This window comes from Streptomyces sp. NPDC008125, from assembly GCF_042957125.1.
Lineage (GTDB): Bacteria > Actinomycetota > Actinomycetes > Streptomycetales > Streptomycetaceae > Streptomyces.
The window spans coordinates 1-20,516 of record NZ_JBIBHR010000001.1 but is presented as its reverse complement, the minus strand read 5'-3'; the positions used below and the strand labels follow the sequence as shown (position 1 = coordinate 20,516).

General features: G+C 71.1%; 16 protein-coding genes. 11 read left to right on the top strand and 5 right to left on the bottom strand.

Annotated features, from left to right (window positions below; genetic code table 11):
- Positions 1 to 471 precede the first annotated feature (471 nt).
- Together ACFZAX_RS00080 and ACFZAX_RS00075 are read left to right on the top strand one after the other, a co-directional pair.
- A complete protein-coding gene (locus tag ACFZAX_RS00080; RefSeq protein ID WP_390957489.1) occupies positions 472 to 1,386 on the top strand; it encodes an EamA family transporter in 915 nt (304 codons plus the stop codon).
- Positions 1,387 to 1,530: 144 nt separating this feature from the next.
- Positions 1,531 to 2,727, top strand: coding sequence for a cytochrome P450 (locus ACFZAX_RS00075; RefSeq protein ID WP_390957487.1), 1,197 nt, complete (start codon positions 1,531 to 1,533; stop codon positions 2,725 to 2,727).
- An 18-nt stretch (positions 2,728 to 2,745) separates the two neighbouring features.
- Here ACFZAX_RS00075 and ACFZAX_RS00070 read toward each other — a convergent pair whose 3' ends face one another.
- Entirely contained in the window at positions 2,746 to 3,747 is a 1,002-nt protein-coding gene (locus ACFZAX_RS00070) for a Gfo/Idh/MocA family oxidoreductase (RefSeq protein WP_390957484.1), read from the bottom strand.
- Positions 3,748 to 4,017: 270 nt separating this feature from the next.
- On the opposite strand from ACFZAX_RS00070, the gene ACFZAX_RS00065 reads away from it, so the two are divergent.
- The 5 genes from ACFZAX_RS00065 (at position 4,018) to ACFZAX_RS00045 (ending at position 8,945) form a co-directional block, all read left to right on the top strand.
- Positions 4,018 to 5,007, top strand: coding sequence for a substrate-binding domain-containing protein (locus ACFZAX_RS00065; protein WP_390958364.1), 990 nt, complete (start codon positions 4,018 to 4,020; stop codon positions 5,005 to 5,007).
- The gene (locus ACFZAX_RS00060) at positions 5,004 to 6,068 is read left to right on the top strand and encodes an ABC transporter permease (RefSeq protein WP_390957482.1); all 1,065 of its coding nucleotides are present in this window, start codon (positions 5,004 to 5,006) and stop codon (positions 6,066 to 6,068) included. The genes ACFZAX_RS00065 and ACFZAX_RS00060 overlap by 4 nt, the downstream gene beginning before the upstream one ends.
- The gene (locus ACFZAX_RS00055) at positions 6,065 to 6,916 is read left to right on the top strand and encodes an ATP-binding cassette domain-containing protein (protein ID WP_390957480.1); all 852 of its coding nucleotides are present in this window, start codon (positions 6,065 to 6,067) and stop codon (positions 6,914 to 6,916) included. Before ACFZAX_RS00060 ends, ACFZAX_RS00055 begins: the two co-directional genes overlap by 4 nt.
- A gap of 135 nt (positions 6,917 to 7,051) precedes the next feature.
- A complete protein-coding gene (locus ACFZAX_RS00050; RefSeq protein WP_390957479.1) occupies positions 7,052 to 8,218 on the top strand; it encodes an ROK family glucokinase in 1,167 nt (388 codons plus the stop codon).
- Between the two features lie 97 nt (positions 8,219 to 8,315).
- Positions 8,316 to 8,945 (top strand): hypothetical protein, encoded by a 630-nt coding sequence (locus tag ACFZAX_RS00045; RefSeq protein ID WP_390957478.1) that lies wholly within the window; start codon positions 8,316 to 8,318, stop codon positions 8,943 to 8,945.
- Between the two features lie 366 nt (positions 8,946 to 9,311).
- Here the strand turns inward: ACFZAX_RS00045 and ACFZAX_RS00040 are convergent, their stop codons facing one another.
- The gene (locus tag ACFZAX_RS00040) at positions 9,312 to 10,298 is read right to left on the bottom strand and encodes a substrate-binding domain-containing protein (RefSeq protein ID WP_390957476.1); all 987 of its coding nucleotides are present in this window, start codon (positions 10,296 to 10,298) and stop codon (positions 9,312 to 9,314) included.
- Between the two features lie 290 nt (positions 10,299 to 10,588).
- Here ACFZAX_RS00040 and ACFZAX_RS00035 point away from each other — a divergent pair, with 290 nt between their 5' ends.
- The 4 genes from ACFZAX_RS00035 to ACFZAX_RS00020 all read left to right on the top strand — a co-directional run bounded on the left by ACFZAX_RS00035 (position 10,589) and on the right by ACFZAX_RS00020 (position 16,087).
- Positions 10,589 to 11,515: an ABC transporter permease subunit gene (locus tag ACFZAX_RS00035; protein ID WP_390957474.1), complete on the top strand. Its 927-nt coding sequence runs from the start codon at positions 10,589 to 10,591 to the stop codon at positions 11,513 to 11,515.
- A gap of 5 nt (positions 11,516 to 11,520) precedes the next feature.
- Positions 11,521 to 12,468: an ABC transporter permease subunit gene (locus ACFZAX_RS00030; protein ID WP_390957473.1), complete on the top strand. Its 948-nt coding sequence runs from the start codon at positions 11,521 to 11,523 to the stop codon at positions 12,466 to 12,468.
- 99 nt (positions 12,469 to 12,567) lie between these two features.
- Positions 12,568 to 13,905: an extracellular solute-binding protein gene (locus tag ACFZAX_RS00025; RefSeq protein WP_390957471.1), complete on the top strand. Its 1,338-nt coding sequence runs from the start codon at positions 12,568 to 12,570 to the stop codon at positions 13,903 to 13,905.
- Positions 13,906 to 13,960: 55 nt separating this feature from the next.
- On the top strand, positions 13,961 to 16,087 hold the full coding sequence (locus ACFZAX_RS00020) for a beta-galactosidase (protein ID WP_390957469.1): 2,127 nt from the start codon (positions 13,961 to 13,963) through the stop codon (positions 16,085 to 16,087).
- A 339-nt stretch (positions 16,088 to 16,426) separates the two neighbouring features.
- Here ACFZAX_RS00020 and ACFZAX_RS00015 read toward each other — a convergent pair whose 3' ends face one another.
- The 3 genes from ACFZAX_RS00015 to ACFZAX_RS00005 form a co-directional block, all read right to left on the bottom strand.
- A complete protein-coding gene (locus ACFZAX_RS00015) occupies positions 16,427 to 17,128 on the bottom strand; it encodes a LuxR C-terminal-related transcriptional regulator (protein WP_390958363.1) in 702 nt (233 codons plus the stop codon).
- Between the two features lie 63 nt (positions 17,129 to 17,191).
- Entirely contained in the window at positions 17,192 to 18,463 is a 1,272-nt protein-coding gene (locus ACFZAX_RS00010) for a histidine kinase (protein ID WP_390957468.1), read from the bottom strand.
- A gap of 93 nt (positions 18,464 to 18,556) precedes the next feature.
- Positions 18,557 to 19,456 carry a type II CAAX prenyl endopeptidase Rce1 family protein gene (locus tag ACFZAX_RS00005; protein WP_390957466.1) on the bottom strand — a complete coding sequence of 300 codons (900 nt, stop codon included), beginning with the start codon at positions 19,454 to 19,456 and terminating at the stop codon, positions 18,557 to 18,559.
- Positions 19,457 to 20,516: the final 1,060 nt, after the last annotated feature.

Here is a 20,516-nt window from a genome sequence, read left to right as displayed (position 1 = left end):
GACCGGTGAGTGCGTGACCCGTCCGTCCGCGATCCGTGATCCGTGAACCTGAATCCGTGATCCGTGATCCGTACGTACGGTCCCGCCAGCGTAGGCCGTGTCCGACCATTCCCGCCGGGCGGGCGGCGCCCGGCACGGCACCTCGCGGCGGGGTCGGACCGCCCGAGCACATCCCGTACTCGGGCGCTCCTCCGCCTCGCGATGCACCGCACCGGACACCACCCGCTGATCCGACGCGCATGGTCGGACACGGCCCAGGTCGCCCCGTGGCTCCGGGCAGATCGCGGCGGAGAAGACCCGTGCGGGACGGGGGAGCGGTGTACGGGGACGGCGCGAACGGGTGACCACGGCGCGGGACGCGGGTTCCTCGCGGGGGCGGCGCCCGGTAGCGTGAACCGGTCGGTGTGCGAGCCAGCGAGGTCTCCACGCTGTTTCCCGTCGTGGAGAACCCAGGAGTACCAGGAGTTCCAGGTGTCCGCTGTCGCCGTGCCCGCCGCCGCCCCGTCCCGCCCCGCCTGGTCGACCGACCTGCCCGTCCTGGCGGTCGCCGTCGTCTGGGGATCGAGCTACCTCGCCGCCAAGGGCATCACCACCCCGGGGACCGTCGTCGCGGTCCTCGTGCTGCGCTTCGCGATCGTGCTGCCCGTCCTGGTCGTCGCCGGCGTGCGCGGACTGAAGGCCCTGACGGCGGCCCAGTGGCGGGGCGCCGGACTGCTCGGGCTGATCCTCAGCGGGATCTTCCTGCTGGAGACGTACGGAGTCGTGCACACCTCGGCCACCAACGCCGGGCTCATCATCAGCCTCACCATGATCTTCACCCCGCTCGCGGAGTCGGCCGTCACCCGCACCCGGCCCACCGGCCGCTTCCTCCTCGCCGCCGGGCTCTCCGTCCTGGGCGTGGTGCTGCTGACCCATGGCGGAGGGTTCACCAGCCCGTCCGGCGGTGACCTGCTGATGCTGCTCGCCGCTCTCGCCCGTACGGTCCACGTCCTCGCGATGGCCCGGATCAAGGCCGTCCAGTCGGCCGACTCGCTCTCCTTGACCACGGTCCAACTCGGTGGCGCGGTAGCCGTCTTCGCCGTGCTCGCCACCATGCCCGGGACCGGCTCCGCGCCCTGGACGGTGGCCGCCGGGTTCGACGCCGGCGAGTGGGCCGGGCTGCTGTTCCTCGCCGCCTTCTGCACGCTCTTCGCGTTCTTCGTCCAGATGTGGGCGGTCCGGCGCACCTCTCCGTCCCGGGTGAGCCTGCTGCTCGGTACCGAACCCCTGTGGGCCGCCGCCGTCGGCATCGCCGTCGGGGGCGAGCGCCTCGGGGTCCTCGGGGCGGCGGGCGCCGTGCTGGTCCTGGCCGGAACGGCCTGGGGGCGGCGCGGCGCACAGGCCTGAACCGGCCACGCTCAACGGAGCCCGAGGCCCGGAGGGTTGGACCGCCCGGCGGTGAGGTAGGGACTCGCACGGGGGCGGGGCCGCCGCCACGCGCCGGCCACGGTCCGCACCCGGTCGACGCCCGGACCTCCGAAAGGAACCGCAGTGACCACCGACGCGATACTGGATCTCGGCGCACTCGGCGAGGCGTTCACCCGGGACCCGTACCCCTACTACGCCGAACTCCGCGCCCGGGGAACGGTCCACCGGGTGGTCCTGCCCGACGGAACGCCCGCCTGGCTCGTGGTGGGGTACGAGGCCGGACGCGAACTCCTCGCCGATCCAAGGCTTTCCAAGGAGTGGAGGAACGCCTCGCCGCTCCTCAACCTGCACCAGATGACGGCCGGACCGTCGATGCTCAGCTCCGACGCCCCCGACCACACCCGGCTCCGCAAGCTGGTGAGCCGCGAGTTCACCCCACGCCGGATGGAGCAACTCGTCCCGCGCGTGCAGCGCATGACGGACGATCTGCTCGATGCGATGCTGGCGGAGCCCGGTCGCCGCACCGATCTCGTCGACGCGCTGTCGTTCCCGCTGCCCATGGCGGTGATCTGCGAGCTGCTCGGTGTGCCCGACATGGACCGGGTGAGCTTCCGGGAGTGGTCCAACACCGCCCTCTCCTCGATCGACGCCGAAGCGCGCCGCTCCGCCGTCACCTCGATGAACGCGTACATCGCCACGATGCTCGACGACAAGCGCGAGCAGCCGGGCGACGACCTGATGAGCGCGCTCATCCACACCGCCGACGAGGAGGGGGACCGGCTCTCCGGTGGCGAACTGGCCGGCATGGCATGGCTGCTGCTCGTCGCCGGACACGAGACCACCGTCAACCTCATCACCAACGGGGTGCTCCATCTCCTCGCCCACCCCGACCAGTTGGCGACCCTGCGCGCCGACCCAGGGCTGCTCGGCAACGCGGTGGAGGAGATCCTGCGCTACGACAGCCCCGTCGAGACCCCCACGTACCGCTTCACCACCGGGCCGCTCGCCGTCGGCGGCCACGTGATCCCGGGCGGCGGTGAGCTCGTCCTCGTCGCGTTGGCGGACGCCAACCGGGACCCCGCCCGTTTCGAGGGCGCGGAACGCTTCGACATCACCCGGGACGCACGCGGCCACATCTCCTTCGGCCACGGCATCCACTACTGCCTCGGCGCACCGCTCGCCCGCGTCGAGGCGAGGGTGGCGATCGGCTCACTGCTGGCGCGCTGCCCCGGACTGCGGCTGGACACCGGTCCGGACCAGCTCACCTGGCGTACGGGAATGCTGATCCGGGGCCCCGAGCACCTGCCGATCGCCTGGTAGGACACCCCGGGGGCCCGGTCAGCCGCCAGGGATCTCGGCGAGCGCCACCGGTCGCCGCTCCCGCGTCGAACGCTCGCACGCCTCGGCGATCCGCAGCGCCGCCAGGGCCTCCCGGGCGTCGCACGGGTTCTCCGTCCGGCCCGCCGCCAGCCGGACGAAGGCGTCGAGCTCCGCCTCGTACGCCGGGGCGAACCGCTCCAGGAAGCCGGGCCAGGCCTTCACCGGCGCGTCCGGTCCGCCGGGTTCCACCGAGGTGAGGGGGGAGCGCTCGTCCAGGCCCACCGCGATCTGGTCCAGGTCGCCCGCCAGCTCCATCCGCACGTCGTACCCGGCACCGTTGCACCGGGTGGCCGTCGCCGTCACCAGGGTCCGGTCGTCCAGGGTCAGCAGGGCGGCGGCCGTCGACACGTCTCCCGCCTCGCGGAAGACTGCCGGGCCCGCGTCCGAACCGGTGGCGTACACCTCGGTCACCTCGCGGCCGGTCACCCACCGCACCATGTCGAAGTCGTGGATGAGGCAGTCGCGGAAGAGCCCGCCGGAGAGCGGGAGGTACGCGGCGGGCGGCGGGGCGGGATCGGAGGTGACGGCCCGCACCGTGTGCAGCCGGCCGAGCCGGCCCGCGCGGACCGCCTCGCGCGCGGCGCGGTACCCGGCGTCGAAGCGGCGCATGAAACCGAGCTGGAGCACCGACCCCGCCGCCTCCACCTCCGCCAGTGCGGCGAGCGTCCCCGGCAGGTCCAGGGCGACCGGTTTCTCGCAGAACGCGGGCAGTCCCGCCCGCGCCGCGCGGCCGATCAGGCCGGCGTGGGCGGCCGTCGCCGAGGCGATCACCACCGCGTCCACCCCGCCGGCGAACACCTCGTCGACCTCCACCGCGCGCCCGCCCGTACGTGCCGCTGCCGCCGCCGCGCGCGCGGGATCGGCGTCCGCCACCACCAGCGACTCCACCGCCGGATGACGACTGAGTGCCACCGCATGGAAAGTGCCGATACGTCCCGTTCCGACCAGTCCGATACGCATGGCCTCACCGTGGCGTTCGCCCTGTCGCCGTGTCAAGCACGCGCGGGGGCCCCGCACCCCGCTCCGCGGCCCCTGCGACCTGGGAAATCGCCCGTGAGCCCGGGCGACACATTCATGTGCCCGGGACCTGCCGGGTGCCGCCCGTCGAACCTCGGGGATACTTGGGCAGCCGGGCCGGGACTCCACATGTCCGCGGCGCACCAGACGGCACAGTGAGCGGCACAAGAAGGGCACGGCTTCGTGGCAAGGGTTCGGACAGGGGTACGCGCGATGGGCGCCGTGCTGGCAGTGGTGCTCGGGGCCTCCCTCGCGGGATGCAGCAGCACCGGCGGCAGGCGGGCGGAGGAACGCGCGGCAGCATCCCAGGCCGCCTCCGAGGGCCATTCGGCCGTGAACACGCCCCGCTGGACGTTCGCCATGATCACCCACTCGGGTGATGGCGACACCTTCTGGGACATCGTCCAGAAGGGCGCCAAGGAGGCGGCGGGCAAGGACAACATCAACTTCCTGTACTCGCACAACGACGAGGCGCAGCAGCAGGCGCAGCTCGTCCAGGCCGCGATCGACAAGAAGGTCGACGGGATCATCGTCTCGCTCGCCAAGCCCGAGGCGATGAAGGACGTCGTCGCCAAGGCCACCAGGGCTGGCATCCCGGTGATCACCGTGAACTCCGGCTCCGCCGAGTCCAAGGCCTACGGCGCGATCACCCACATCGGCCAGGACGAGTCGATCGCCGGCGAGGCGGTCGGCGACGAGCTGAACACGCGCGACCGCAAGAACGTCCTCTGCGTCCTGCACGAGCAGGGCAACGTCGGCCACGAACAGCGCTGCGCCGGTGTGAAGAAGAACTTCGAGGGCAAGACCACCAACCTCTACGTCGACGGCACCAACATGCCCGACGTCCAGGCGTCCATCGAGGCGAAGCTCCAGACCGACAAGAGCATCGACGCCGTCGTCACCCTCGGCGCCCCCTTCGCCGACGCGGCCGTGCAGGCCAAGAACTCCGCCGGCAGCGACGCCGAGATCGACACCTTCGACCTGAACGCCAAGGTCGCCGCCGGCCTCAAGGCCAAGACGCTCGGCTTCGCCGTCGACCAGCAGCCCTTCCTCCAGGGCTACGAGGCCGTCGACCTGCTCTGGCTCTACCGCTTCAACCGCAACGTCCTCGGCGGCGGCCTTCCCGTCCTCACCGGCCCGCAGGTCATCACGGCCGCCGACGCCGACGAACTCGCCGAGTACACCGCCCGGGGCACCCGATGACGGGAACCGGACAGCCCACGGCCCCCGCCCCGGCCTCCGGCAGCACCGACGAGCGGCTGCTGCGCACCTCGCCGCTGCGCAGGCTCCTCGGCCGCCCCGAGCTGGGCTCGGTCGTCGGTGCCCTCGCCGTCTTCCTCTTCTTCGCCGTGGTCGCCGACAGCTTCCTCCAGCTGTCCAGCTTCGGCACCGTGCTCTACGCGGCCTCCACCATCGGGATCATGGCCGCGCCGGTCGCGCTGCTGATGATCGGCGGGGAGTTCGACCTCTCGGCCGGCGTCATGGTGACCAGCTCCGCGCTGGTCTCCTCGATGTTCAGCTACCAGATGACCGCCAACGTCTGGGTCGGTGTCTTCGTCTCGCTCCTGGTCACCCTGGCCTTCGGCGCGTTCAACGGGTTCATGCTGACCCGGACGAAGCTGCCGAGCTTCATCATCACGCTCGGCACCTTCCTCATGCTGACCGGCCTCAACCTCGGCCTCACCAAGCTCATCAGCGGCACCGTGTCGACCAAGGGCATCGGCGACATGTGGGGCTTCGACTCCGCCCACGCGGTCTTCGCCTCGCAGCTCACCCTCGGCGGCGTCGAGCTGAAGGTGACGATCCTCTGGTGGCTGGTGCTGGTCGCCGTCGCCACGTGGATCCTGATCCGCACCCGCTTCGGCAACTGGATCTTCGCGGTCGGCGGCGACGAGAGCGCGGCCCGCGCGGTCGGCGTCCCCGTGATCCGTACCAAGATCGGCCTCTACCTCGGAGTGGCCTTCGCCGCCTGGGTCTCCGGCCAGCACCTGCTCTTCAGCTTCGACGTGGTCCAGTCCGGCGAGGGCGTCGGCAACGAGCTGATCTACATCATCGCGGCCGTCATCGGCGGCTGCCTGATCACCGGCGGGTACGGCTCCGCGATCGGCTCGGCAGTCGGCGCCGTCATCTTCGGCATGACCAGCAAGGGCATCGTCTACGCCGAGTGGAACCCGGACTGGTTCAAGTTCTTCCTCGGAGCGATGCTGCTCCTGGCCACCCTGCTCAACGCATGGGTACGCAAGCGCGCGGAGGCGACGACATGACGGCCCCGGCCCCCCGGACAACTGCTCCCCAGGCGCTGGTCCAGCTCGACCACGTCAGCAAGTACTACGGCAGCATCAAGGCGCTGACCGACGTCTCGCTGGAGGTCCACTCAGGCGAGATCACCTGCGTGCTCGGTGACAACGGTGCCGGCAAGTCCACCCTCATCAAGATCATCGCCGGTCTGCACCGGCACGACGAGGGCGTCTTCCGGATCGAAGGCGAGGAGACCACCCTGGTCAACCCGCGCGACGCCCTCGACCGGGGCATCGCCACCGTCTACCAGGACCTCGCCGTCGTCCCGCTCATGCCGGTCTGGCGCAACTTCTTCCTCGGCTCGGAGCCGACCACCGGTTCCGGCCCGTTCAAGCGCCTGGACGTCCGGCTGATGCGCGAGACGACCCGCGCCGAACTGCGTCGCATGGGCATCGACCTGCGCGACGTCGACCAGCCGATCGGCACCCTCTCCGGCGGCGAGCGGCAGTGCGTGGCCATCGCGCGCGCCGTCCACTTCGGCGCCAGGGTCCTCGTCCTGGACGAACCGACGGCGGCGCTCGGCGTCAAGCAGTCCGGAGTCGTACTGAAGTACGTCGCGGCGGCCCGGGACGCCGGACTCGGAGTGGTCCTCATCACGCACAACCCCCACCACGCCTACCTCGTCGGCGACCGGTTCGTCCTCCTCAAGCGCGGCGCGATGGCCGGCAGCCACACCAAGGGCGACGTCACCCTCGACGAGCTGACCCGTCAGATGGCGGGCGGCAGCGAGCTCGACGAGCTCAGCCACGAGCTGGAGCGCGCCCCCGCGCCGACCTCCCTCGGCGGGCACCCGGTGGACGACGACACCGAGTGACCGGGCGGCGGCCCGGCCACGGCCGAAACCACCGAGGCGGCTCCGGGCGGACGGCAGTGGCAGAATCGATCGAGGTGGGCGCCGTCCGCCGCCGGCAGCACTGACCCGCCGGCCACCCCAGACACCGCAGGGACGATGAGCACGTACCGCGACTTCACCCACCGCGGCTCCGCCCGCGCCACCGTCCTCAAGACCGTCTGTACGAGGGAGCGGCGCTCCCACCTCACGGCGCCCCGCGTCCCCACCGTCGGCATCGACATCGGCGGCACCAAGGTCATGGCCGGCGTCGTCGACGCGGACGGCAACATCCTCGAGCAATTGCGCACCGAGACGCCCGACAAGTCCAAGAGCCCCCGGGTCGTCGAGGACACCATCGTCGAGCTGGTGCTGGACCTCTCCGACCGCCACGACGTGCACGCCGTCGGCATCGGCGCGGCCGGGTGGGTCGACGCGGAGCGCTCCCGGGTGCTCTTCGCCCCGCACCTCGCCTGGCGCGACGAGCCCCTGCGCGACGCACTCGCCTCCCGCCTCGTCGTCCCCGTCATGGTCGACAACGACGCCAACACCGCCGCCTGGGCGGAGTGGCGGTTCGGCGCCGGACGCGGCGAGGACCACCTGGTGATGATCACCCTGGGCACCGGCATCGGCGGCGCGATCCTGGAGGACGGGCAGGTCAAGCGGGGCAAGTACGGCGTGGCCGGCGAGTTCGGCCACATGCAGGTGGTTCCCGGCGGCCACCGCTGCCCCTGCGGCAACCGCGGCTGCTGGGAGCAGTACAGCTCCGGCAACGCGCTGGTCCGCGAGGCCAAGGAACTGGCCGCCGCCGACTCCCCGGTCGCGTACAACATCCTGGAGCGGGTCAAGGGCAACATCCCGGAGATCACCGGGCCGCTCATCACCGAGCTGGCCCGCGAGGGCGACGCGATGTGCGTCGAGCTCTTCCAGGACATCGGCCAGTGGCTCGGCGTCGGCATCGCCAACCTCGCCGCCGCGCTCGACCCCTCCTGCTTCGTCATCGGCGGCGGCGTCAGCGCCGCCGACGACCTGCTGATCAACCCCGCCCGGGACGCCTTCAAGCGCCAGCTCACCGGCCGCGGCTACCGCCCCGAGGCCCGGATCGTCCGGGCCCAGCTGGGCCCCGAGGCCGGCATGGTCGGCGCCGCCGACCTCGCCCGCCTCGTCGCCCGCCGCTTCCGCCGCGCCAACCGCCGCCGGGTCGAGCGGTACGAGCGCTACGCGCAGATCTACGACCAGGCCGCGAGCACCCTGCGCAGCACGCGGAACACCCGGACCGGCGACTGACCGCCGGGCGCCGAACGGGCGGGGCCACCCCGCCCGGCCGCCGGCCGCCCCGTACCGACCCCGCCCGCGCACCGAAGCTCCGAGGGATCCGAAGACCATGACCGCAGCCGAGCACCCGAGTCCCGAGGGAACCGTGATCGCCGAAGCCCCCGAGCAGCCCGTGGTGCCGCGCCAGTGCGCACCGGGGGACGGCGAAGCCGCGCCCGACCCGCGCCGGGTCTTCCGCCGGCGGCTGATCACCGCGACGATCATCGTGCTGCTGATCGGCATCCCGGCCGGCTACCTGCTCGTCTCGGCGGGCCAGAGCCGCGCCTCGGGCAAGGACAAGGAGGCCGAGGCCGCCGCCCAGGGGCTCCGCGCCAGCTGGCCGTCACGGATGCAGCGGCGGATCTTCGAGGTACCCGTGCCGGGGAACGCGACCGGCGTGCAGTACTACGAGACCAACAACTGGAAGGCGAGCCGGATGTACCTGAAGTTCCGGACCACCTCCGCCGGTCTCGACCGTTTCCTGAGCGGCGTGGGGACCGACCGCGCGGCCCTGAAGACCGGGAAGATCACGATCTCCCAGCGGGACATCAGGATCACCGACTGGAACTTCTGGCCCGGCGCGTCCTGGGCCGGGACGACGCACAGGAACAAGGACCCCCGGCCCACCCAGAACATCACCGTGAACATGACCGACCCGGCGTCCCCGGTCGTCTACGTGGTCTCCGCGGCCACTCCCTGACACCGGGGTGTTCGCGCCACCCCGCCGCGCTCGTCACCTCGGGCCGCCCGAAGACGCATCCGCGCCACGGGACGACGGGCCGGCCTCCGGAACGCCGGGCAGGTGGACGTCGACGAGGACCCTCGGACAGGCCACCGAGTCGCACACCGCCGTCCGGACCATCGTGAGCGTCCGCGGACTGCCGATGGCGCTCCTGTGGCCGGTCTTCGCCCGACGCCGGTCGCCCCGGCTCTGCCTGTTCTCCCGCCCGACGCCGGAGACGACCCGAGCCCGGCGTCCGCCCGGGCCGGTCCGCGGTCACCCCGAGAGGGTGTCGCGCGACCGGCCGAGGCGTGTCCGGGGACGGTCGGGGTGGCGCCGGACGGCCTACCCCGGCGGGGGAGCGGTGCTCTGCCGCAGGACGAGCCGCGTCGGTACGAGCGTCGTACCGTGCCCGGGGCCGCTCCGCCGCATCTGGTGCAGGACGCCCTCGACGCAGCGGCGGCCCACTTCGGCGAAGTCCTGGTGGACGGTGGTCAGCGGGGGCAGGAACGAACCGGCCTCGGAGATGTCGTCGAAACCGACGACCGAGACGTCCTCGGGCACCCTGCGACCGCGTTCGTGGAGGGCGCGGAGCAGGCCGAGCGCCATCTGGTCGTTGGCCGCGAACACGGCGGTGCACTCGGCCTGTTCGGCGATCCGGAGCCCCGCCCGGTACCCCGACTCCGCCGACCAGTCGCCCCGTACGAGGGGCGGCGGAACCCTCCCCCCGTCCTCCAGCGCCGAGCGCCAGGCATCCGCCCGGCGCTGTGCGGCGTAGGAGCCCTCGGGGCCCGCGAGGTGCCAGACGGTGCGATGGCCCAGGCCCAGCAGGTGGTGGACGGCGTCGCGGGTGCCGCCCGCCTGGTCGGTGTCGACGACGCTGTAGCGGTCCCCGGCGTCGGAGTCCGCGACGACGACCTTCACGTGCGGGGGCAGCGAGAGGCGCGCCTCGTCGAGGAGGTGGACCTCCATGATGACGATGGCCGCGTCGATGGCGAGCTCGCCGAGGCGCGAGAAGGCGCCCCGCACCTCGTCCTGGGTGGGGACGGCGACCGGCAGCAGCGTGACCGCGTACCCCTCCTGGGCGGCTGAGGTCGCGATGGCCTCCAGGGTCCGCACGTTGCCGGTGGTGGAGAGCGTGAAGGTGATGACCCCGATGGTGCGGAACTCGCCGCGTTTGAGCGCGCGCGCCGCGCTGTTGGGACGGTAACCGAGGTCCTTCATCGCTGCGAGGACCTGTCGGCGGGTCTCCTCGTTCACACCGGGGAAGCCGTTGGAGACGCGGGAGACCGTCTGGGAGGACACCCCCGCGACCCGGGCCACATCCGCCATCGAGACGGTTCTGCGGCGGTTCGGATTCCCGCTCCCGGGAGCCGGTCCGGTCGGGAACATGCCTGTGCCAGGGGGGCGTTCGCCTGCTTCGTCCACCGTCTCCCTCATCGGATGTCGCTTTCGTGTACGGCTCTTGACCGTCCATCTGGGGGCAGTGTAGACATGCCGCCACCGGATGTTTACGTAAACATAATGCCAGTCGGGCCGGTGTGACGAGCCCGTTCACCTCCCCGGAACGTATGCGTGAACGTCCTTTTCCGGTCCGGTGAGGCACGAGCGAGGGACGCGAGATGACGACGCTGCAACCGCCGGCGGCCACAGGGGCCCGCCGGGCCGGACCGCCCGTGCCACGGCTGCGCCGTTCATGGGCGGGGTGGGGGTTCATCGGCCCCTTCGTCCTCGTCTTCGCCCTGGTCTTCCTGGTGCCGCTCGGGTACTCGGTGTATCTGAGCCTGTTCCGCACCCGGTTGATCGGCGGCACCACGTTCGTCGGCTTCGACAACTACCAACAGGCCTTGCAGGATCCCCAGTTCTGGGACGGGGTCGCCCGCGTCGGACTGTTCCTGGTGGTCCAGGTGCCGATCATGCTCGGCATCGCGCTCTTCGTCGCACTCGCCGTCGACAGCGGCCGCCTGTACGGCAAGGAGTTCTTCCGGATATCCGTCTTCCTGCCCTACGCCGTCCCCGCCGTCGTCGCCACCCTCATGTGGGGCTTCCTGTACGGCCCCCGGTTCGGCCTGGTCGGCGACATCAACGACGCGTTCGGCCTGCACCTGCCCGACCCGCTCTCCTCCCAACTGGTCCTCGCCTCGATCGGCAACATTGTCACCTGGGAGTTCGTCGGCTACAACATGCTGATCTTCTACTCGGCGCTGCGCGTGGTCCCGCACTCGCTCTACGAGGCGGCCGAGATCGACGGCGCCGGCCCGTGGCGGGTCGTCGCCGCGATCAAACTCCCCGCGATCCGGGGCGCCCTGGTCATCGCGACGATCTTCTCGGTCATCGGCAGCTTCCAGCTCTTCAACGAGCCCGCCATCCTGCAGAAACTGGCGCCGAACACCATCACCACCGACTACACCCCGAACTACTACACGTACTCGCTGTCCTTCTCCGGCCAGCAGCACAACTACTCGGCGACGGTCGCCATCGTCATGGGCGTGATCACCATGGTCGTCGCCTACGTCGTCCAACTGCGCGGCATGCGCAAGGAAGCGTGAACGTGATGACGACGAACAGTGCGACCGGAACCCCCCGGCCCACCGCGGTCCCGAAGCGCGTCCCAGCGCCCCGCCCGCGCGCACGGCGCCGGGTCCACACTCCGGGCCGCCGCCCCCGGCGCAGTGTCCTGCTGACCGCCGTCACCGGCGTGGTCCTGGTCTACAGCCTGCTCCCGCTGGCCTGGCTGGTCATCAGCGCCACCAAGTCGCAGACCGGACTGGCCCGTTCGTTCGGGCTCTGGTTCGACGGGGACTTCGCCCTGTGGGACAACCTCAGCCGGACCTTCACCTATCAGGACGGGGTCTTCGGCCGCTGGCTCCTCAACACCCTCCTGTACGTCGTCGTCGGCGCGGGCGGCGCCACCTTCCTGGCGGTACTCGGCGGCTACGCGCTCGCCACGTTCCGGTTCCCCGGAAAGCGCGCCGTGTTCGCGGTCGTCATCGGCGCGGTCGCCGTCCCGACCACCGCACTCGCCGTGCCGACCTTCCTGCTGTTCAGCAAGATCGGCCTGACGGACACGCCGTGGGCGGTGATCATCCCCTCGCTGATCTCGCCGTTCGGCCTCTACCTGATGTGGGTGTTCGCCTCCGAGGCGGTCCCCGCCGAACTCGTGGAGGCGGCGCGCATCGACGGAGCGAGCGAGCTGCGCACCTTCTTCCAGGTCGCGCTGCCGCTCCTCGCCCCGGGCACCGTCACCGTGCTCCTGTTCACCACGGTCGCGACCTGGAACAACTACTTCCTGCCGCTGATCATGCTGAAGGACCCCGACTGGTACCCGCTGACCCTCGGCCTGGACGCGTGGAACAAGCAGGCCGCCACGGCCGGCGGCGAGGCCGTCTTCAACCTGGTCGTCACCGGCTCGCTGCTCACGATCGTGCCGCTGATCGCCGCCTTCCTGCTGCTCCAGAAGTACTGGCAGTCCGGACTCGCCGCCGGAAGCGTCAAGGAATAGCCCCGGGCCATCCCGTACGCGCGCTCGCACGTGTGCCGCCCGGCCCCCCTCTCACTGTCCGCACGTCATGTCGAACCACGAGGAAGTGGAAATACCGCCATGTCCCAGCACTCCCGCCGCCTGTTGCGCGGCCTCGGTCTCGTCTGCGCCCTGGCCCTGGGGGCGACCGCCTGCGGTGGCTCCGACGAGGACTCCGGCCAGAAGAAGGTGGGTTCGTCCGACATCCAGGCAGCGCTGGAGAAGGGCGGCACCGTCACGGTGTGGGCCTGGGAGCCCACCCTGAAGCAGGTCGCCGAGGACTTCGAGAAGAAGTACCCGAAGGTCGACGTGAAGCTGGTCAACGCCGGCACCAACAACGACGAGTACAAGGCGCTCTCGAACGCCATCTCGGCGAAGAAGGGTGTCCCCGACGTCGCCCAGCTGGAGTACTACGCGCTCGGCCAGTACGCCCTGACGAAGGAGGTCACCGACCTCAAGGCGTACGGCGCCGACAAGCTGGCCGACTCGTACTCGCCCGGCCCCTGGAACTCGGTGACGACCGGTGGCGGTGTCTGGGGCCTGCCGATGGACTCCGGACCGATGGCGCTCTTCTACAACAAGAAGGTCTTCGACAGGTACAGGATCGCGGTGCCGACGACCTGGGACGAGTACGTCGAGGCCGCCCGCACCCTGCACAAGGCGAACCCGAAGGCGTACATCACCAGCGACCTCGGCGACGCCGGTCTGACCACCAGCCTTCTCTGGCAGGCCGGTTCGCACCCGTACAAGGTCGACGGCACGAAGGTCGGCATCGACTTCACCGACCCGGGCGCCGTCAAGTACACCGACACGTGGCAGAAGCTGATCGACGAGAAGCTCGTCTCGCCCATCGCCGGCTGGAGCGACGACTGGTACAAGGGCCTGGGTGACGGGACCATCGCGACCCTCCCGATCGGCGCCTGGATGCCCGCCAACTTCGCCTCCGGTGTGAAGGACGCCGCCGGTGACTGGCGTGTCGCCCCGCTGCCGCAGTGGGAGAAGGGCGCGAACGCCGGCGCGGAGAACGGCGGCAGCTCGCTGGCCCTGCCCACGCAGGGCGAGAACAAGGAACTCGCCTACGCCTTCGTGGAGTACGCCAACTCCGGTGCGGGCGTGCAGACCCGTATCGAGAACGGCGCGTTCCCGGCGACCACCGCCGACCTGGACTCCAAGACGTTCCAGGACACCGCGTTCCCGTACTTCGGCGGTCAGAAGGCCAACGAGATCTTCGCCGCCTCCGCGAAGAGCGTGCCCGGCGGCTGGAACTACCTGCCGTACCAGGTGTACGCCAACTCGATCTTCAACGACACCGTCGGAAAGGCGTACATCTCCTCGACCAAGCTGTCGGACGGGCTGAAGTCGTGGCAGGACAAGTCGCTGCGGTACGGCAGCGAGCAGGGCTTCACCGTCGAGAAGTAGCACCCGAGGCCGACCACGTCACCTCCTCTCAACCCCGGCCTGTGGAAGGACACGCATGACCTCCCCCCGCATCTCCCGATTCCCGTACGCGAAGGGCCCCGACGGCCGTAGCCGGCTCGGCTACGGCGCCGACTACAACCCCGAGCAGTGGCCGCGGGAGGTGTGGGAGGAGGACGTCCGGCTGATGCGTGAGGCCGGGGTGAACGTCGTCTCGCTGGCGATCTTCTCCTGGGCCCGGCTCCAGCCCACAGAGGACAGCTGGGACTTCGGCTGGCTCGACGAGGTCATGGACCTGCTGCACGCCGGCGGCATCGGGGTCGACCTCGCCACCGCCACCGCCTCCCCGCCGCCGTGGCTGACCACCGCGCACCCCGAGATCCTCCCGGTCACCGCCGCCGGCGAGACCGTGTGGCCCGGCGCGCGACAGCACTGGCGCCCCACCTCGCCGGTCTTCCGCAGCCACGCACTGCGCCTCGTACGGGAGATGGCGACGCGCTACGCGGACCACCCGGCCCTCGTGGCCTGGCACGTCAGCAACGAGTTGGGCTGCCACAACGTCTACGACTACTCCGACGACGCCGCCCGCGCCTTCCGTGACTGGCTCCGCCACCGCTACACCACGCTCGACGCCCTCAACCACGCCTGGGGCACGCACTTCTGGTCCCAGCGCTACAGCGACTGGGACCAGATCCTGCCGCCGCGCCTGGCCGCCTCGCACCCCAACCCGACCCAGCAGCTCGACTTCAAGCGGTTCTCCTCGGACACCCTGAAGGACTACCTGCTCGCCGAGCGCGAGATCCTGCGCGAGATCACCCCCGACACCCCTGTCACCAGCAACTTCATGGTGATGAGCGGAATGAAGGGCATGGACTACGCCGACTGGGCCGACGCGGTCGACTTCGTCTCCAACGACCACTACGCCACCACCGGGCCCCGCAGCCGCGACGAACTCTCCTTCTGCGCCAACCTGACCAGCGGAATCGCGGCCCACCGGCCGTGGTTCCTCATGGAGCACTCCACCAGCGCGGTCAACTGGCAGCCCATCAACCTGCCCAAGAGGCCCGGCGAGCTGGCGCGCGACTCGCTGCTGCACGTCGCCCACGGCGCCGACGCGGTCTGCTTCTTCCAGTGGCGCCAGTCTGCGGCCGGCGCCGAGAAGTACCACTCGGCGATGGTCCCGCACGCCGGACCCGACAGCCAACTCTATCGGGACGTCGTAGAGTTGGGACGTACTCTCCAGGTCCTCGCCCCGCTCGCCGGCAGCGAGCGCGAACCTGCCCGGGTGGCCATCCTCTTCGACTGGGACTCGTGGTGGGCCAGTGAGCAGGACTCGCACCCCACCTCCCTCCTCGACTACCACCGCGAGGCCCTCGACTGGTACTCCGCGCTGCTGAGCCTCGGCGTCCGCGCCGACGTCGTACCCGCGCACCGCACCGATCTCGCCCCGTACGACGTCGTGATCGCACCGGTCCTGCACGTCGTGCCGCAGGCACTCGCCAAGGAGCTCACCCGCTACGTCGAAGGCGGCGGCCACCTCGTCACCACCTATTTCTCCGGCATCGTCGACGAGAACGACCACATCTGGCTCGGCGGCCACCCCGGAGCCCTGCGCGACCTGCTCGGCATCCGTATCGAGGAGTTCGGCCCACTGCTCGACGGGGACACGGTCGACGTGGACCTCGACGGTGACCCCGGTCCGGAAGGCGCCCCCGTCACTGATGCGGGCCACACCGCGACCGGCACTCTGTGGACCGACCGGATCGACGTCACCGGCCCCGACGTCGAAACCCTCGCCCGCTACCGCACCGGAGCCTGCGCCGGCCGCCCGGCCGTCACCCGCCGCACCACGGACCGGGGTTCGGCGACATACGTCTCCACCCGCCTGGGCATCGACGGCCTCGCCGCATTGCTTCCCCGGCTGCTCGCCCCGGCCGGAGTGTCCGGTGAACTGCCCGAGCAGGCACGGGGCACGGTCGAGCAGGTCGTACGGCGCGACAGCGCCGCCCGCTACGTCTTCCTGGTCAACCACGGCGACGCACCCGTCCCCCTGTCCGGGGTGACCGGCGAGGTGCTGGTGGGACCGCCGTCCGGTGGGGAGTTCGTCCTGCGCCCCCGGGAGGTCGCCGTACTGCGGCAGCCCACGACACCGGGCGGAGCACCGGAGCGGCACCGGGCACTCTGACACGCCTCGAATCCCGGGGCGGGCAGCCCGAAGACCGATGCACGAAACCGGCTTCGGGTGGCACGGTCCGGAGGGCGCCCGCCCCCGCCCCGGACTTCGAGATCGCCCGGGACAGCCTCGCGCGCACGGCTGCCGAGGCGACGGTTCCGCGTGGACTCGCCGGTGCGGCACCGGAGTAACAGGCCCTCGCCTTCGCCCGTACGATCCTGCGGAACCCGGGTACGGGCCGAAATCCGGCAAGGAGATCGCCGCGTACGCCGCGCGGTGGACGGCGCTGTGGCCGGAACTGACAAGGCTGCCCTGGCCGCAGGGCTCGGACACCGCCTGACACCCGCCGGTTCAGGGCGTGGCGGAGACCAGCCCGACCCGGTAGGCGAGGACCACCGCCTGGACCCGGTCACGCAGGGCGAGCTTGGCCAGGATCCGCGAGACGTACGTCTTCACCGTCTCGGGGGTGATGTACAGCGCCGCCGCTATCTCCGCGTTGGACAACCCCCCGGCCATCTGCCGGAGCACCTCCAGCTCGCGGGGCGTCAGCGCGCGTACGACGTCCTGCCGGGCCGGCCGGGAGGTGTCGGCGGGGCGCAGGTGCTCGGCGTAGTGGCCGATGAGGTGCCGGGTGACGGCGGGGGCCAGCAGAGCCTCGCCGCGGGCAACTGTCCTGATTCCGTTGACCAGTTCCGCGGGCGGCGCGTCCTTGAGGAGGAAGCCGCTGGCACCGGCGCGCAGTGCGTCGTAGACATGGGCGTCGACGTTGAACGTGGTGACGACCAGCACCTTCGGCGGTTTCCCGGCGCCGGAGTCGGCTCCGGAGTCGGATCCGGAGCCGGAGCCGGAGCCAAAGCCGGAGCCGGAGTCGGGTCCGGCGAGTTGGCGGGTCGCCTCGATGCCGTCGAGCAGGGGCATCCGGATGTCCATCACGACCACGTCGGGGCGCAGCCGCCGTGCGGCCTCCACCGCCGCGTGCCCGTTCTCGGCCTCGCCGACGACCTCGATGTCGGGCTGGGCCGAGAAGATGGTGACGTAGCCGGGTCGTCGCAGACGAGCACGCGGATCGGCGGGGGCGCATCGCTCACAGGGCTGCTCCGGTCACTCTCGGACGGGCTAGGGCTCGGAGGGAATCGTGGCACGGACCTCGAACCCGCCTTCCGGCAGGGGGCCGGCCTCCAGCTCGCCGTCGAGCATCCGAACCCGGGTCCGCAGCCCGGCCAGCCCCCGTCCACCCCCGGGTCCCGGTTCTCGAGGGGCCGGCACAACGGCCGGTGAGGCGGCGCGGACGGGGCCGTCGGTGGTCACCCCGATCTCGACGCGCTCCTCGCCGTGCCGGACCAGGACCCGTGTCGGCCGCCCGGCCGCGTACTTCATCGCGTTGGTGAGCGCTTCCTGCACCACCCGGTACGCGGCCAGCTCCACGTCCACGTTCCGCAGCTGCCGCTCGCCCCGCTCGCTGAACTCCACCGGCTGGCCCGACCTGCGGGCCTGCTCCACGAGGTCTTCCACCCGGCCGAGGGCGGGGCCCCGGTTCCGGTACGAGGAGCCCTCCCGGGCGGGGTCGCCGACCGCGGGGCCCGCGGTCGGCGACCCGGCGGTCGCGGACTCGCCCGTCGCTTCCAGCACGCCGAGCAGATACCGCAGTTCCGTCAGGGCCCGGCGTCCGGTGTCGCTGACGGAGGCCATCGCCGTAGTGGCCCGTTCCGGCGCCGACGCGATCAGGAACTGCGCCGCGTCCGCCTGCACCACCATGGCCGTCACATGGTGCGTGACCACATCGTGCAGTTCCCGGGCGATCCGCGCCCGCTCGGCGGCCGTGGCCACCTCGCCGGCCAGCCGCCGCCGTTCCGCCTCCTCCGCGCGCCGCCTGCGGACACCGCTCCCCACCAGCCACACCACGGCCAGTACCAGGTAGAACGCGAGATAGTCCGTCACGTCTCCCGGGGAGCCGAGCCGGTGCAGGACGACGATCAGCACCACGTACGCCGCGCTCGCCACGGCCGCCGAGCCCCGGCGGAAGCGGACCAGGTGGGCTCCGGCCGAGTACAGCGCCACATACAGGCCCATGCTGGCGAACGTCGTCGCGAAACCCAGGGCCTGGTGCAGGGCGCAGGCGACGGCGACGACCACAAGACAGCTTGCGGGCAGTCGGCGGCGGGCCGCCAGGGGGAGGGTCTGGGCCAGGATCAGCCCGAAACCCAGCGCGCCCGCCGGCCGTTCGGGCAGATCACCGATCTGCGCTCCGATGCCCGAGAGGGCCGGTACGAAGGCCAGCAGGGCGAGCGCCAGGGCGAGGGCGCCGTCCTTGAGGACAGCGTCCTGCTCCTTCCACCGCGCTACCTCGGCTCTCAACTCCTGTGCGCAACAACGAAGCTGACGTCTCATCACGTGCCTCCCACTTCTCTCGCGCATGTCCGGAAGGACCGGTGCGCCTCGGGGTCTCTCGTCTGGATCATGCTGGACTCGCGGAGCCCTGCTTCAGCCAGTCCGACCGAAAGACCCCAGGCCGGGACGCCGGGGCCGCAGACCGCCGTTCCGGCCGGCGAGGACGAGCATCGGGACGGTGAGCAGCACGCTGATGAGGATGGGAACGATCGATGTCTCCAGACCGAACGCGCCGCCGTTGAGCAGGGCGGATCCATGGGTGACGACCGTGAACATGCCCTGGGGAGTCTGCCCGGAGACCGGGATGCCGAGCAGCTGCTCGGCGGCGTTCCAGGCGAAGTGCAGACCCACGACGAACCAGATGCTACGCCGCCACAGGAACGCGGCCCCGAGCATCACGCCCGCCTCCACGGCGATGGCGAGCGAACTCCACGCGCTCGCTCCAGGAGCACCGAGGTGGGCGACGCCGAAGAACAGCCCGGTGATCACGAGGGCGGCGCGGCTGCCCCACAGCTGTTCCAGAGCCTGGAGGGCGAACCCGCGGAACATCAGCTCCTCGGTGACCGCGGCGCCGGCCTGCACCATGGCCGCGGACAGGGTGACGGAGAAGAAGCCGTTGCCCGCCCAGGAGAACGAGTAGCCCCCGAACGCCGCGATCAGGAGGGTGGAGACGAGGACGAAGCCCAGCCCGAGCGCGCCGCCGCGCAGCGCCTCCCGGCCGGAGCCCAGCCGGGCGGCCTCGGGTACGGAACGTCCCGCGACCCGGCGCATCACCACCCCGTACACGGCGACCGCGGCGACCGCGCCCAGAGCCGGCACCGGACCGGGGCCGGTCGCGGTCAGCGCCGAGACCACGCCGACACCCGCCATACCCGTCAGCATCCAGCCGAGCGGAGAGCGGACGACCCGGCCGGGACGGCCACCCCGGCCGCCGCCCTTCTCGTCCGGGTGGGACCCTGCGTCGTCGTGCTGTGCGGCGGACGGTGTGCTCATCGTGACCTCCGTGGGCGACGGCCACTCCGACGGCGACCGGTCTGACGACCACGCTAGAAATCCGCCGGGCTGCGCGAATCACCCGCGCAGGGACGGCCGGGGTAGCTCTCGCGGGGGATGCGCCGCGCCTGTCGACGGGCTCCGTTCCCGACAAGATCTCTGCGGGCCGTCAACTCGGCTGTCCGGGAGGGCCCCCACGAAGCCGCGCGAGCGGCAGTCTCCGAGGCGGGTGACGGCGAGTTCGCCGGGCATTTCCGCCCGGCGTCCTCGGGGGGCCTGCTCGCTCCGGCGGCCCGGACCCAGTTCCGCAGAGACTTCGGGCCGACTCCCGGAGGGCGGCGACCAACCTGATCGGCTGTGCCTCATGCCCGGGCTGTGGCCCGTCGACGGGTGGGGGCGGGTCTGCGGCCGACCACATCCCTCACTGTTCGACACCGAATACCTCGCCATCGAACAAGCGAAAATCTGCAATGGCGGGAGTAGACATTGGGTGGTGGTGTGGGTATGGTTTCTCACGTAGCCCAGAGAGACAGCAGGGCCCGGCAGACACGAACTGCCGGGTGCAGTACATGCAGTTGCAGTGCGAAGGACGGTGCGGTGGTGGAGTCGCGAAGCCGGAGCAGATGCAGGATGGCGACGTGGCTGACGACCGGACCGGGTGGCCCGCAGTGATCAGGGGCCGCCGCGAGCAGTACCGCAGTTCCCGCAAGGGCAGTACCCAGCAGTGAAGTCGAGTGGTGGTACCTCGGTGAAGGCGTCGGCTGCGGACGCGCGCACCGGGTAGTTCGGCAGTGGGGTTCCAAGCCAGAGCAGACGCAGGACGGGCGACGGGGCCGGCTGCCGAAGAGCGGCGCAGGTCGAGGCCGCCCAGCGGTTCGCATCACCAGTAGTACGCATCACCAGCAGTGCGCAAGAAAGCAGTGCCAGCAGTACCCAGTCCCCACTGGTAGGCAGTTGATCACCGAGGAAGAACGGAGGAGCCGAGCGCCATCAGGATCGCCCGGACGGACGTCTGAGTCCGGGTACCGCAGGACATCGATAGTGAGGTGGTCTCCGGTCA